Source organism: Halomonas sp. KG2 (genome assembly GCA_030440445.1).
GTDB lineage: Bacteria > Pseudomonadota > Gammaproteobacteria > Pseudomonadales > Halomonadaceae > Vreelandella.
This window is the reverse complement of sequence record CP098528.1, coordinates 3,145,637-3,158,519: the sequence shown is the minus strand read 5'-3', so window position 1 is coordinate 3,158,519 and position 12,883 is coordinate 3,145,637. Positions and strand designations below refer to the sequence as shown.

At 51.3% G+C, this 12,883-nt stretch carries 13 protein-coding genes and 1 riboswitch; of the genes, 11 read left to right on the top strand and 2 right to left on the bottom strand.

Annotated elements, in window-relative coordinates; translation table 11 throughout:
• The first annotated feature begins 19 nt into the window (after window positions 1-19).
• The 5 genes from NDQ72_14740 (at window position 20) to NDQ72_14720 (ending at window position 5,418) form a co-directional block, all read left to right on the top strand.
• Window positions 20-727, top strand: coding sequence for a DUF3581 domain-containing protein (locus NDQ72_14740; GenBank protein WKD27305.1), 708 nt, complete (start codon window positions 20-22; stop codon window positions 725-727).
• A 127-nt stretch (window positions 728-854) separates the two neighbouring features.
• Window positions 855-1,841, top strand: coding sequence for a TRAP transporter substrate-binding protein (locus tag NDQ72_14735; GenBank protein ID WKD27304.1), 987 nt, complete (start codon window positions 855-857; stop codon window positions 1,839-1,841).
• Between the two features lies 1 nt (window position 1,842).
• Window positions 1,843-2,406 carry a TRAP transporter small permease subunit gene (locus NDQ72_14730; GenBank protein WKD27303.1) on the top strand — a complete coding sequence of 188 codons (564 nt, stop codon included), beginning with the start codon at window positions 1,843-1,845 and terminating at the stop codon, window positions 2,404-2,406.
• 28 nt (window positions 2,407-2,434) lie between these two features.
• The gene (locus tag NDQ72_14725) at window positions 2,435-3,700 is read left to right on the top strand and encodes a TRAP transporter large permease (GenBank protein WKD27302.1); all 1,266 of its coding nucleotides are present in this window, start codon (window positions 2,435-2,437) and stop codon (window positions 3,698-3,700) included.
• Between the two features lie 218 nt (window positions 3,701-3,918).
• Entirely contained in the window at window positions 3,919-5,418 is a 1,500-nt protein-coding gene (locus NDQ72_14720) for a CoA-acylating methylmalonate-semialdehyde dehydrogenase (protein WKD27301.1), read from the top strand.
• Window positions 5,419-5,467: 49 nt separating this feature from the next.
• On the opposite strand, the gene NDQ72_14715 is transcribed toward NDQ72_14720, so the two are convergent.
• Complete coding sequence (locus NDQ72_14715; GenBank protein WKD27300.1) at window positions 5,468-6,163, bottom strand: hypothetical protein; 696 nt, start codon at window positions 6,161-6,163, stop codon at window positions 5,468-5,470.
• 199 nt (window positions 6,164-6,362) lie between these two features.
• Here NDQ72_14715 and NDQ72_14710 point away from each other — a divergent pair, with 199 nt between their 5' ends.
• The 6 genes from NDQ72_14710 (at window position 6,363) to NDQ72_14685 (ending at window position 12,590) form a co-directional block, all read left to right on the top strand.
• Window positions 6,363-6,944, top strand: coding sequence for a peroxidase-related enzyme (locus NDQ72_14710; protein ID WKD27299.1), 582 nt, complete (start codon window positions 6,363-6,365; stop codon window positions 6,942-6,944).
• A gap of 102 nt (window positions 6,945-7,046) precedes the next feature.
• A riboswitch (TPP riboswitch) is annotated at window positions 7,047-7,154 on the top strand.
• The gene (locus tag NDQ72_14705; protein WKD27298.1) at window positions 7,144-8,532 is read left to right on the top strand and encodes a sodium:solute symporter; all 1,389 of its coding nucleotides are present in this window, start codon (window positions 7,144-7,146) and stop codon (window positions 8,530-8,532) included. It overlaps the preceding riboswitch by 11 nt.
• A gap of 34 nt (window positions 8,533-8,566) precedes the next feature.
• Window positions 8,567-9,535, top strand: coding sequence for a magnesium transporter CorA family protein (locus tag NDQ72_14700; GenBank protein WKD27297.1), 969 nt, complete (start codon window positions 8,567-8,569; stop codon window positions 9,533-9,535).
• A 116-nt stretch (window positions 9,536-9,651) separates the two neighbouring features.
• Window positions 9,652-10,230 (top strand): NnrU family protein, encoded by a 579-nt coding sequence (locus NDQ72_14695; GenBank protein ID WKD27296.1) that lies wholly within the window; start codon window positions 9,652-9,654, stop codon window positions 10,228-10,230.
• Between the two features lie 132 nt (window positions 10,231-10,362).
• The gene (locus tag NDQ72_14690; protein WKD27295.1) at window positions 10,363-11,529 is read left to right on the top strand and encodes a zinc-binding dehydrogenase; all 1,167 of its coding nucleotides are present in this window, start codon (window positions 10,363-10,365) and stop codon (window positions 11,527-11,529) included.
• A gap of 11 nt (window positions 11,530-11,540) precedes the next feature.
• Entirely contained in the window at window positions 11,541-12,590 is a 1,050-nt protein-coding gene (locus tag NDQ72_14685) for a proline racemase family protein (protein ID WKD27294.1), read from the top strand.
• On the opposite strand, the gene NDQ72_14680 is transcribed toward NDQ72_14685, so the two are convergent.
• The gene (locus NDQ72_14680) at window positions 12,587-12,808 is read right to left on the bottom strand and encodes a DUF1289 domain-containing protein (GenBank protein ID WKD27293.1); all 222 of its coding nucleotides are present in this window, start codon (window positions 12,806-12,808) and stop codon (window positions 12,587-12,589) included. The two genes, NDQ72_14685 and NDQ72_14680, sit on opposite strands and share 4 nt — an antisense overlap.
• Between the last annotated feature and the right edge of the window lie 75 nt (window positions 12,809-12,883).

Genomic DNA, 12,883 nt, shown 5'->3' with positions numbered 1-12,883 from the left:
CTAGGCAGGCAGCAAAGCCATGTTCAAGGATTTTTACGCGCAACGCGGAGAGTATGTTGTGATCTCTGCTGAGCAGGCCAGCCGTTTCGCCAAAGGCGTGGCCGGCGATTACAACCCGATTCACAATCCAGATGCGCGCCGTTTTTGCGTACCTGGAGACCTGCTCTTTACACTGGTGCTGGTGAAGTTTGGGTTGTCGCGACAAATGGAATTTCGCTTCACCAATATGGTGGGAGCTGATACACCTCTCAAGTTTAGTGAAGAAGCGAATGGTGATCTACTTGTCTGTGATGAAGGGGGCAAGTGCTACCTGCAGGTGACGCGTGGCGGAGAGGTGACTCACGATGAAGCGGCTATTGAGGCATTTGCCCGCTGCTATGTGGCGTTTTCAGGTAAGAATTTTCCTCACTATTTAAAGCCTTTGATGGAGCAGCATGGGGTAATGTTTAATCCCAAGCGCCCCTTGGTTATTTACGACAGCATGGGGTTTTCCTTAGAGCGCCTAGACGGTTTCTCGCCAAACTTAGCCTTAACGAGCTCCTCGCTAGAGGTTCAGGGTAAGCGTGCTGATGCCTTGCTTGAGTTTTCGATTGAGTCTGCTGGAGAAGCGGTTGGAGTGGGCTCGAAGAAACTAGTGGTTAGTGGCTTATGTGAGTACGACGCGACTGAAATGGCAGCGATTGTTGATGAGTTCTACCGCTTAAAAGCAGCTTACGAGGCAGCGTAAGTGGCGTCGTTGCGTTAGCGTAATGGCGGGTGCCATTAACGCTAACGCTAAGGTATTCTCAAAGCCTATCAATTAAAAAAACACGCGAAGCGCTCTAGGCGCTTCCGCTGGATACAAGAGGCTTTGCATGAATCGTATCAAAACGCTTACGCTTGCCTGCGCAGCAGCTACGCTTGCCGTTTCAGCCATGAGTGCTCAGGCACGGGATTTTCGTCTCGGTCTTATCACGCCCGCACAGCATCTATGGTCTACCGAGGCAGAAGCCTTTGCCCAAACACTTAATGAGCGCTCTGGTGGCGAGCATAGCGTTAGTGTTTTTCCAGCTCAGCAGCTTGGCAATGAAGCGCAAATGGTTCAGCAGCTGCAAACCGGCGCATTAGATATGGCTTTCTTGACGATTGCCGAAATTTCCAACCGTATTCCAGATTTTGGCGCACTGTACGCGCCTTACTTGGTTGATGACGTTAATCACGCGGCACGGCTGTTGCGTTCTGACGCGGCTGGGGAACTACTCGAATTAATGCCACAAGAAGTCGGCTTAATTGGCGTTGGCTATGGCATGGTAGGCATGCGCCAAGTGCTCAGCCGTGACCCTATTGAAAGCGCCGACGATCTGCAGGGGCAGCGTTTACGTATTACCCCTTTCGAGCCGATTCGTGATTTTTATACGGCTACTGGTGCTGCCCCTGCACCCATGCCGCTATTAGAAGTGTATGACGCGCTGGCTAACGGTCAGGTCGATGCCATTGATATGGATTTCGACTCTATTTTGATTTTGAAATTCTACGAGCAGGCGGAAAACCTGCTGATTTCTAACCATATGATGTTCCCTATGGTGGGCGTCGTGTCTGGGCGAGTATGGCGCGATCTTTCTGAAGAAGATCGTGAGCTGATTGATACTGCGATGGCTGAGCACCTAGAGAACGTGCTGGTGGGCTTTGAAGAGAAGGATGCCGCTCAGGAAGAGGAAATCCGCGCCTTGGATATCAACATCGTTGAAGCGGATGCTGAGTTTTTCTCTGACGCCATTGCACAGTGGGAAAACATCTGGGCACCTAAGGCACCTATGTTAGAAACGTTACGCGCCGAAGCTGACCGGTTACGTGACGAGTAACATGCTGCAACGTTTTTCATCAGGGCTTGCACGCTGTGAAGAGATTGCCGCCGCTGCTTTAGCAGCGGCGGTTACCTGTCTAATTCTCACTAATATTGCGTTTCGCGCGCTAGGTAACCCGCTTTACTGGATTAGCGAGCTGGCAATTTATGCCATGATTTGGATGACTTTTTTGATAGCCGCCACGGTGTTTAAACGCCGCCAGGGGATAGCGGTCACGTTGCTAAGTGACCTGTTACCGCAAACCGGCCGAAAACTGATAGGTATCTGGGTAGATACCATGGTGCTGTTATTTGCCCTGCTGTTAGCGTGGCTTTGTTGGCGTTGGTATCAGCCCCTTGCACTGGTGCAAGCGGGGTTTGATACCCGTGCTTTTCAAGGGCAAACATTCAATTTTATTTACGCTGAAAACACCTCCACTCTTGGCGTTAAAAAATTCTGGGCGTGGTTAATTGTGCCGTGGTTTGCATTGTCCCTTAGCCTGCATAGCTGGGCGAATCTTATCCAGTCACTCAAACAGTGGCGAACCCCGATCCAAGCACCCACCGCCAAAACGCTACGCTAATCCTGCTTACCCTAATGACGGTCCGTTTATGACGATTGCTGTTTTCTTGCTGCTGTTGCTCGGTGCGGTGCCCATTGCGCTAGTACTGGCATTGACTGCCATGTGGTATATCCAGATGTCAGGCAATACGGTGTTGTTTGATTCGTATCCACAGCAGCTGTTTAGCGCCATTGAAAGCTATGGATTGCTGGCGATTCCGTTATTTATGTTGGCGGGTGAACTAATGAATGAGGGCGGTTTAACCCGCCGTTTAATCGCTCTAGCACGCATTCTGGTAGGAGGGTTTCGAGGTGGTCTCGCCTATATCAATTTAGTCGCCAACATGATGATGGCGGCGATTATTGGTTCAGCAGCCTCGCAAATTGCCATTATGTCCCGTGCGATGGTGCCAGCAATGGAGCAGGAAGGTTACGACAAATCCTACAGCGCAGCGATTACCGCTGCGGGTGGGCTACTGTCGCCGATTATTCCACCTTCCATGCTGTTTGTGTTGTTTGGCGTCATGGCTCAAGTGCCTATTGCGGAAATGTTTATTGCGGGGTTGCTGCCGGGACTGCTCTTGGGAACCAGCTTTTTTATCGTGATTGCCTTGGTAGGCTTGGTTCAGCAATACCCTAAAGGCCAGTGGCCTACTCGCTCTCAGGCGCTTCATGACCTGCTTTGGGGGCTACCAGCACTGCTCATTCCAGTGATCATTATTGGCGGTATTTTGTGGGGTGTTGCCACGCCAACGGAATCGGCCGCGCTGGCTTCACTGGCGGCGCTATTGATGGGACGTTTTGTCTACGGTGATCTGCATTTCAGCCAGTTGCCCCAGGTGCTGACGCGCACAGCGATTAATGCGGGGTTGGTCATTATGCTGATTGCCGCCGCTGGCGTGTTTGGCTGGGTGGTGATTTATGAGCAGCTTCCGCAGATGGCCGCCGCATGGATTGCCGCGTTGACCAGCGATCCCTTCGTATTCTTGCTACTGGTGATTGGCGCACTGCTGTTAGTGGGAATGGTGATTGATGGCATTGCGGCGCTAATCTTAGTGGTGCCGATTTTAATGCCCATTGCCCAAAGCCAGTTCGCTATTAGCCCCTACCAGTTTGGTGTGGTGGTGTGTTTAACCCTGGTGATGGGGTTGTTAACGCCCCCCGTAGGGGCAGGGCTGTTTATCGCTTCCTCAATGACGGGGGCGCCGCCGCTTAAAATATTTCGCTCGCTGCTGCCGTTTTTGCTAGCAACGTTAGTGACCCTTGTTCTTCTCGCCTGGTTGCCGTGGTTAACCAACGGGCTTATCCAGCGTTAATCGCTATCACATCCATTTCAACCTCCAGCAGAACTGATGTTCTCCACGGCGTTTATGATGCCTTTTTAATGGCGGAACATCAGTCTTAGGCTGCTTACTCAGCGCTGAGTTGGCTAACTCTTTATCAAGTGGCTAATTGACGTTTACGTCAACTTGCTGATATACCCTAGAGTTCATCTTTGCGTCTCATAACAAACACAACGTTGAGGAAGGAAGTCATGTCCGTTCGTGAAATCCCTATGTATATCGATGGTCAGCCAGTCATGTCACAAAGCCAGGATTGGCGTGATGTGGTAAACCCGGCGACTCAGGAAGTGGTTGCCCGCGTACCATTTTGTACCGCCGAAGAGGTGGAACGTGCGATTGCCAGCGCTAAAACAGCTTTTAAAGGATGGCGTAAAGTGCCGCTTGGCAAGCGCATGCGCATCATGCTGAAACTTCAGGCACTGATACGCGAAAATACGGCTGAATTAGCCGCGCTAATCACCGAAGAGCACGGTAAAACCCTGCCTGACGCTGAAGGTGAAGTGGGGCGCGGTTTAGAGGTCGTGGAACACGCTTGTTCAATTACGTCGCTGCAGTTGGGTGAACTGGCGGAAAACGCCGCGAATGAAGTCGATGTTTACACCATGCACCAGCCGCTGGGCGTTGGCGCAGGTATTACCGCCTTCAACTTCCCGATTATGCTGCCCTGTTTTATGTTCCCGCTTGCCATCGCAACGGGAAATACCTTTGTCCTGAAACCATCCGAGCAGGATCCTAGTTCTACCATGCGACTGGTTGAGCTTGCCCATGAAGCGGGCGTCCCGGCCGGCGTTTTAAACGTGGTTCATGGCGGCCCTGATGTGGCCAACCAAATCGCCGACCACCAGGATATTAAAGCACTCTCATTTATCGGCTCGACCCATGTGGGCTCCTTGCTTTACGACCGTGCCGCCGCCGCTGGAAAGCGTATGCAGTCGATGATGGGAGCTAAAAACCACTGCGTTGTTATGCCGGATGCTAACCGTAGCCAAGCGATTGATAGCCTACTTGGCTCGGCGTTTGGTGCCGCTGGCCAGCGCTGCATGGCTAACTCTGTAGTGGTGCTGGTAGGTGAAGCGCGAGAGTGGCTGAAAGATATTGAGGAAGGCGCACGCAGCATGAAAGTTGGCCCAGGCACCCAGCGCGATGCCGACTTAGGGCCGCTTGTCTCACCACAAGCGAAAGAGCGCGTTGAGCGCTTGATTACAGCGGGTGAAAAAGAGGGCGCTAAACTGCTAATAGACGGCCGTGGTTGCACGGTAGAGGGCTATCCAAACGGCAACTTTGTTGGCCCAACTCTGTTTGCTGATGTGACCGCTGATATGACGGTGTACCGGGAAGAAATTTTTGGCCCAGTGCTATGCGTGGTCAGTGTGGAGACGCTGGATGACGCGATTGCGTTTATCAACGCTAACCCTAACGGCAACGGTACGTCGATCTTTACCAACTCAGGTTGGGTAGCACGGCGCTTTGAAACTGATATCGACGTAGGCCAGATTGGTATCAATGTGCCGATCCCTGTACCCGTCGCTTACTTCAGTTTTACGGGTTCGCGAGCTTCCAAGCTTGGCGACTTGGGGCCGAATGGCAAGCAGGCAATTACCTTCTGGACGCAGACCAAAACGGTCACTGCCCGCTGGTTTGAGCCAGAAAATGTATCTAGCGGTATTAATAGCACTATTTCGTTGAGTTAATTGCACCATGAAGAAGCCCCGCGATAAGCGGGGCTTTTAACGTTTCGGCTTAAGTATCCTGAAATAACGGCAGGCTTCTTTTTAGGAGCTGGCCGATAGGGCCAAGCTGACTGACGTGCATGACGAGAATGGTGGGAGTGGCAGTTTGCGTTTTTGCGCTGTGAGGAACTAACAGTGCAAATTCGCCTTCTTCAAGATGAAATTCATGCAGCTCACGCAGGCCATCAGGCGTTTCACACTGAGAGCAGCGGTAGTTGTCATCTTCGCCATAAACTAAGCGATGATACATTTTGAAGAGCGTATAAATGGCTAAACCGCCTTTCAAAGTAGGCCAGCGGGCAGGTGTGCTGCGCAGCGCGTCAGAAACGATGATGCCATCGGCTGCTGCGTTAGCGAATGTGCTCGCCAGTGGTGTTGAGAGGAGCGGCGTGCTAGCGCTTAATGACGTCTCGTGTTCTTGAGGGTTAGGAGGGATCTCGTTAACCACTCGGTGGAAATCATCTAAAGAGGCAAGCGGGAAGTCTTTGTGCTTTAGGTCACTTGGCTCGAAGCCGCCGTTTTCCCAGCCATGGATAACCCGGAGCGTGGCACGCGCGTGATGCATAGGCAGTGCAAGAAGGGTATGTAGCATTATCCGGATATGCAGCTGACGCTCATCGGTGTTGTTTTTAAACGCGCAATAAGGGTCGGCAAAAAGAGTGTGCAAGCGCCCAGGCGTATGCTCTTTGGCTTCGGAATAATGCATTTTGATGTTCCTGTTAATTGCCGTTTGATGCATTTTCTGCACGGCTTATAGGTCATTGAATAGTTGAGAGTATGGACAGCGTTAGCCGCGATTGAAAGTCACTTTGTTTAGTGTTTTGTTACCGTATCGCGTTATCTAACAACATAATTGTTTAAGCAAAACAAAAATTTAAAGCTAAAACAGCAAGTGAGGTGTAGCGATGACTGATCGACTTAGCCGTTTCCGTGTACCAGAAACGCTGGATGAACTACCTGACGATATTCGTGATGCAATATTAGAAGTGCAAAGCAAGGCGGGATTTGTGCCCAATGTGTTCTTAATGCTGGCGCATCGCCCTGCAGAGTTTCGCGCTTTTTTTGCTTATCACGATGCTTTGATGGAGCGTGAATCCGACACGCTGACTAAAGCTGAGAAAGAGATGATTGTTGTGGCTACTAGTGCTCGCAATCGTTGCCTCTACTGTGTTGTTGCCCATGGCGCGCTATTGAGAATTTATAGTAAAGATCCCTTAGTCGCTGACAATGTCGCTATCAATCATCTGACGGCAGGGCTAAGCGAACGCCATCGTGTCATGCTGGATTTTGCATTGCACTGCGGCATTGAGGTTGGGGAGTTCTCAGCCACGTGGCAAACAACATTAGAGAAAGTAGGTTTTACGCTAGAGGACTGTTGGGATATTGGCGCCATTGCTGCTTTTTTCGGCATGTCGAATCGATTAGTGACCATGACGGGTACGCCCCCCAATGAGGAGTTTTATTTGATGGGCCGCCTACCGCGTTAGCAGGATAAAGACGCACATCTAGTAGGCGTTACTCACGGATAGATTTTACTAACGCCCAGCCTTTACTAACGAGCCGCTTTCACCGAGGATAGCGTCTCCATTCACTGTCGCCAGGGGAGCCCGCAGCTGTTGGGCTGAGAATGCGCACTGCGCAGACCCTGGAACCTGATCCGGTTCATACCGGCGGAGGAAGCGCGACATGCCTTACCTAACGTCAGCCGTACTTGGTGCGGCGCTATTCTGTTTTGCTTTTCTGGGCCTGCGTGCACGTCATGTGCAGGGATCGCTTGATGACTATGTCACGGCACGAAACTCGCAAACCGCTTCCACACTTGGATTCTCCTTTTTAGCTTCGGGAATGGGCGCCTGGATCCTGTTTGCCCCGCCTGAAATTGGTGCCTTTGTTGGTCCGTTAGCGTTGGCAGGCTATGCCATTGGCTCTGCGCTGCCGTTTATTGTGTTGGGGTTGTACGGACCAAAAATTCGTCGTGCATTGCCAGAAGGCAGAAGCATCGCCGAATTCGCCCACGCTTGTTACGGCAAGGGGGTGCGTCATTGGGTGCTACTGGTGTCCGTAGCCTACATGGGCTGTTTTTTAGCAGCGGAACTGACGGCGATAGGTGCTATTACCGCGCTGCTTTCCGATGTGCCACCTGCACTAGTGATTATTGGTGTTGCGCTCACTACCTTGGTGTATACGGTGATTGGTGGGTTGCGTGCAAGCCTCGCAACGGATCGCTGTCAAGCATGGCTTTTGCTAGCTCTGTTATTAGCCGTGGGTAGCGTTGCGATTTGGCGGCTACCAACCATGCCGAATGACGCAGTCATGCCCTCTATTCCTATCGCAAGCGCGTTGAGTGTTGCTCTGACGCTTGTGATTGCGGTGACCGCCGCCAATCTTTTTCACCAAGGCTATTGGCAGCGCGTATGGGCTGCTCAGGATGACCAGAGCTTAGGTCGTGGCGCTTGGCTGGGCGGCGGGCTGACCGTACTGGTTGTGATGGTGATCGGCGGTGTCGGCATCATGGCCGCCATGAGCGGTGTTGCTTTGGGAGAACCACCTATTCCTTTCTTTGCGCTGTTAACAGATGCGCCTGCCTGGGTGGCGTTACCTGGATTGGTGTTGGCAGTCGCGCTAGTGACCTCAAGTGTTGATACGCTGCAAAACGGTATAGCGTCGCTGATAGTTGGGCGTGGCGGTGAACAACATGCAGCATCTTTAACGACCGCACGTTGGATAACGGTCGCAATGATGGTGCCGGTGGTATTTATTGCCCTGCAAGGACTGTCAGTGCTGCGACTCTTTTTGATAGCAGACCTACTTTGCGCTGCCATCGTGGTGCCTGTGCTGCTCGGCCTATGGCAACGTATGACGCCAATGGCGGCGATTGGTGGCGGCATGGCTGGGTTAGTAGGGGCAATACTACCGGGATGGCTAAGCCAGGGAAGCATCGCAGCTGGCATCATGGCGGCTACCTTTCCAGGCAGTATCCCAACGTTAGGGCCTTTTCTAGGGGCGTTGCTGGCGTCTATTGTCGTCAGCGTTACACTGGCATATCTGCCTAATCGACGAAGCGTTAGGCCGTAACGTTAAGCCGTGAGCCAAATTAACAGGGACGATCATGATTCGCAGCCTACTAACGACGTCAGAAGGCGATGTGTGCGAAGGCGATGAACGCCTCATCGATGACTGGCAAGCGATACCCGGCAGCCACCTATGGATAGACATGAAAGGTGAGCCTGAGGAGCGTGAACGCCAGCTATTGGAGCGTTTTGATTGTCATCCAATGGCAATTCAAGATGCCCACAAAGAGCGCCATCCGCCGAAAATTGAAGAGTTTGAGCACCATACCCTGATTATTTACCGAGGTATTTCGTCGTTTGATGCTCAGCTAAACTTTGTGCCTCAGCAGGTGTGCCTCTTTATTGGAGAGCGTTTTCTAATCACGCTGCACGCCGGTGAGGCGCTTAGTATTGAACGACTCTTTAATGAGCACGGCAAAACGCTGCTGGCACTATCTCCCGAGCGTGTCGCGCTGAAAATTATGTACATCTCGGCAGGCTTCTACATCGATAGCCTGCTGGAATTTGAAAGTGAGCTAAGCGATATAGAAGATGAGCTTTTGGAGGCTGGTAATGATGTGCTGATGCGCAAAATCACCGCCTATCGTTCACGATTGGTAAAGATGCGCCGTATTTTTAGCTACCACAAAGGCATTACCCAAGAGCTTACTGCCTATGACTATGCCCATCTGCCTCGCGGAGAAAGTGAAACGCTGCATGCCATCACAGATGTAGAGGAGCGCTTTGAGCGCCTATATACACTGACACAAATGTATTACGACATTTGCGGTGATCTCATTGATGGTTACATTTCGATTTCCTCTCACCAGCTAAATATCACCATGCGCGTATTAACGGTGATTACTGCCATATTTGTGCCACTGACGTTTATTGCCGGTATTTACGGCATGAATTTTGAGTACATGCCAGAGCTGCGCTATCAGTACGGATACTTTTTTGTTTGGGGAGCCATGCTGGGTATCGGAGGTTGTTTAATTTGGTTATTTAAGCGTAAAAACTGGTTTTAAACTGAGCCAGATGATCGCTGGTGGCGAAAAGTTGATAGTTGGTCATGTGGTTTGAGCGCTAGTGTGGCATCCTCGCAGTCGACCAATGACCTGCAAATAACCTGAGAGCCACTTTTATGACCATCATGATTATTGGCCTGCTGATTTTTCTTGGCAGCCATTCTGTGCGTATCTTTGCTGAAGACTGGCGTCAGCGACAGATTGTTAAACACGGCGAAAACACCTGGAAGATAGCGTACTCCGTAGTGTCGGTGATTGGACTGGCAATTGCTATTTACGGTTTTGGCCAAATGCGCCTAGACCCTATCTACGTTTGGTTTCCCCCCACGGGCTTACGCCATGCGGTAGCACTGCTGATGGTGCCTGCCTTTATTATGCTGGTGGCAGCCTATGTGCCGCGTAATGCTATCAAAGCGAAGCTTGGTCATCCGATGATGTTGGCCGTAAAAATTTGGGCATTTTCACACTTATTGGCTAATGGACGACTTGGCGATATTGTCTTTTTTGCAGCATTTTTGGTGTGGGCTATTCTGGCCTTTAAGGCAGCCAAAAAGCGTGATCGCCTGCATCCCGCTAACACAGTATCAACCTCGGTTCCCGCGACAATAGCCACCGTCGTGATTGGCTTGATAGCGTATATTTTGTTTGCTCTTTACCTGCATGTGCTAGTTATTGGTGTACCTGTTTTTAGCTAGTAATTGTTAATAAAAATTAACGGCGTCAATGGTTTATATCCGTTGACGCCGTTTTTATTATTACTCTTGAGTGGCGGCGAAAGTTTGCTATTGTCAGCTAGGTTCATCCAACGTTTCACAACGGAGAAATTTATGGCCGAAGCTGTACCTCAAGTACCTAAAACGATGTCTGCCATGTTGTTAACAGGCCATGGTGATGTAGATAAATTACAGTACCGGCAGGATGTTATTACCCCTAAACCAGGGGCGGGGCAAGTGCTGGTTCAGGTAACGGCAACGGCCAAAAATAATACCGACCGGAAAGCGCGTGAAGGGCTTTATCCTACGAAAGGGAAAGAGGAAGTCACATCGTTTGCGATGGGCGGATCGCCTACACTGACATTTCCTCGTATTCAAGGGGCTGATATTGCTGGGCGCGTGGCGGCAGTAGGCGAGGGCGTGGATGCTTCACGTATTGGAGAACGAGGCCTGCTCGATTTTAATATTTACGCTGATGAGCGTCGCGATATCAATCTGACGCCAGATTATTATGGCCACGGGGCTGATGGTGGCTATGCTGACTTTGTCGTCGTCCCAGCCGATCAGTTTCATCATGTTCCCAACCCTGAACTGCACGATGCAGAGCTTGCTGCAATGGGGATGTGCTCGTATCAGACGGCTTATCACATGATGACGTCTGCCAACATTGGCGCGGGTGAACGTGTGCTGGTGACAGGCGCCAGTGGCGGTGTTGGAACGGCGTTAATTCAGCTTTGTCGGATCGTGGGCGCTATTCCTTACGCTGTCAGCCAACCGGATAAAGCCGATGCGCTTCTGGCGTTGGGTGCAGAAGTAGTCATCGATCGGGGTGATTTATCAACGTTTGTTGAGCGTGTATTGGCGACCACTGATGGTAAGCCAATTGATGCAGTGATGGACTTGGTCGGTGGGCAGATGACCGATCTGTTTATCGATACCATGATTGTTGATATGCAAGGCCGTAGCAGTTATCCGCGGCTTTCCATTGCAGGTGCGAGTGGTGGCAATATCAGCGAGATTATGTGGACTCGCGTCTACTTGTACCAAGTGCAGATTTTTGGTGTTTCCCATGGTACTCGTGAAGAGGCTGAACAACTGATTGAGTGGATTCGCAGTGGGGCACTAAAACCAGTGCTGCACGCGGCCTTTAAACTATCAGATCTACATAACGCTGAGCGCTACTTTGTAAACCGTGGCAGTAACTACTTGGGAAAAATAGTTATTGTTCCTGATGCGCAGTGGGAAACCCATGGTGCACCGTTTGCCCTCACCACCGCCTAGGAGCAATGTTAATGAAGAATCTGCATACGATTCAGCTGATGGATACTCATGCCGGTGGTGATGTTAGCCGTATTGTGACGGGGGGGATCGGTGTGCTTCCTGGTGCCACAGTACGCCAACAAATGGAGTTTCTGCGTGATGATGCCGATGGTTTGCGACGGCTGTTGCTAGAAGAGCCGTATGGTATTCCGGAGATGTCGGTAGATCTGTTGGTGCCTTCCTCGCATCCGGACGCCGTCGCGGGCTATATCATTATGGAAGTCATGGGCTACCCGATTTATTCGGGCTCTAACACGCTGTGTACAGCCACTGCTGTGTTGGAAAGTGGGCTTGTCCCCAAGCAGGAAGGTATTCAACGCTTTAAACTGGAAGCACCCGCAGGCTTGGTGCAAATTGAAGCGAAGGTGTGCAATGGGGTAGTGGAGTCTGTTACCTGTGAAGGCCTGCCAAGCTATATCGACACCTATCGCGACACGATTCAAGTTCCGGAACTGGGAGCAATTACCTACTCAGTCGCTTACAGCGGTGGCTTTTATGCCTTGGTAGATGCCGAAGAGTTAGGCTTCAAGCTAGTACGCAGTGAGGAGCAGGCGCTTGCCGCTTGTGCTTATAAAATTGTTGAGGCGATCCAAGCGCAGCGCGGCTTTTCCCATTACACCCTGGGAGATGTAGGGCCATTGCCGTTTTTACATTTTATGGGGCCGGAAGAGAAAGTAGCTGAAGGCTATATTCGCTCGCGTTCAACAACGTATGTACATCCTGGTGTTATTTGTCGTAGCACCACTGGCACGGGCACCTCAGCGCGGTTGGCGCTGATGAATTATGAAGGTCGGCTGAGAATCGGTGATAAGTTAGAAACCGTATCACTACGTGAAACGGGGTTTATTGGTACCTTCACCGGTACGCATCAGGAAGGCGCTTATCAAGTGGTGGAGAACACCACGACTGGCCGTAGCTATGTGTTGGCAGAATCAAACATCGTGATTAACTGCGACGACCCGATGGTGGCGTGTGGCGAACTGCATCACATTCTGAGTGACCGGCATACAGAAGAGGGCTAGCGCTCTTCTCTGCGTAATGCATCGACGTAGCCTGTTTGCTCAAGCCGCTCCCATACCGGGGTCTTCTCGGCCTCGGTCATACTTCCCCAACAGGCAATTTCATCTAGCGTCCGACCGCAGCCTTGGCACAATGAAGAGGCTGGATCAATGTTGCATACCTGAATGCAGGGCGACAGCGGGCGAGCAGCACAGAGTGTAGTGGATGAGTCGCTGGACATGATGGCTAAGCTCAATGCAGTGGTGAGAAAACGGCGCTAGGGGAGAATTACTTACTCTGTTCACTTCTTATGGTC

What these genes read in the sequence shown, in the direction of transcription:
- NDQ72_14725 (WKD27302.1), top strand. Translation starts at nt 2,435, where the DNA reads ATGACGATTGCTGTTTTCTTGCTGCTGTTGCTCGGTGCGGTGCCCATT.
- NDQ72_14730 (WKD27303.1), top strand. Translation starts at nt 1,843, where the DNA reads ATGCTGCAACGTTTTTCATCAGGGCTTGCACGCTGTGAAGAGATTGCC.
- NDQ72_14715 (WKD27300.1), bottom strand. Translation starts at nt 6,163, where the DNA reads ATGCATTATTCCGAAGCCAAAGAGCATACGCCTGGGCGCTTGCACACT.
- NDQ72_14680 (WKD27293.1), bottom strand. Translation starts at nt 12,808, where the DNA reads ATGTCCAGCGACTCATCCACTACACTCTGTGCTGCTCGCCCGCTGTCG.
- NDQ72_14705 (WKD27298.1), top strand. Translation starts at nt 7,144, where the DNA reads ATGCCTTACCTAACGTCAGCCGTACTTGGTGCGGCGCTATTCTGTTTT.
- NDQ72_14740 (WKD27305.1), top strand. Translation starts at nt 20, where the DNA reads ATGTTCAAGGATTTTTACGCGCAACGCGGAGAGTATGTTGTGATCTCT.
- NDQ72_14700 (WKD27297.1), top strand. Translation starts at nt 8,567, where the DNA reads ATGATTCGCAGCCTACTAACGACGTCAGAAGGCGATGTGTGCGAAGGC.
- NDQ72_14720 (WKD27301.1), top strand. Translation starts at nt 3,919, where the DNA reads ATGTCCGTTCGTGAAATCCCTATGTATATCGATGGTCAGCCAGTCATG.
- NDQ72_14690 (WKD27295.1), top strand. Translation starts at nt 10,363, where the DNA reads ATGGCCGAAGCTGTACCTCAAGTACCTAAAACGATGTCTGCCATGTTG.
- NDQ72_14735 (WKD27304.1), top strand. Translation starts at nt 855, where the DNA reads ATGAATCGTATCAAAACGCTTACGCTTGCCTGCGCAGCAGCTACGCTT.
- NDQ72_14710 (WKD27299.1), top strand. Translation starts at nt 6,363, where the DNA reads ATGACTGATCGACTTAGCCGTTTCCGTGTACCAGAAACGCTGGATGAA.
- NDQ72_14695 (WKD27296.1), top strand. Translation starts at nt 9,652, where the DNA reads ATGACCATCATGATTATTGGCCTGCTGATTTTTCTTGGCAGCCATTCT.
- NDQ72_14685 (WKD27294.1), top strand. Translation starts at nt 11,541, where the DNA reads ATGAAGAATCTGCATACGATTCAGCTGATGGATACTCATGCCGGTGGT.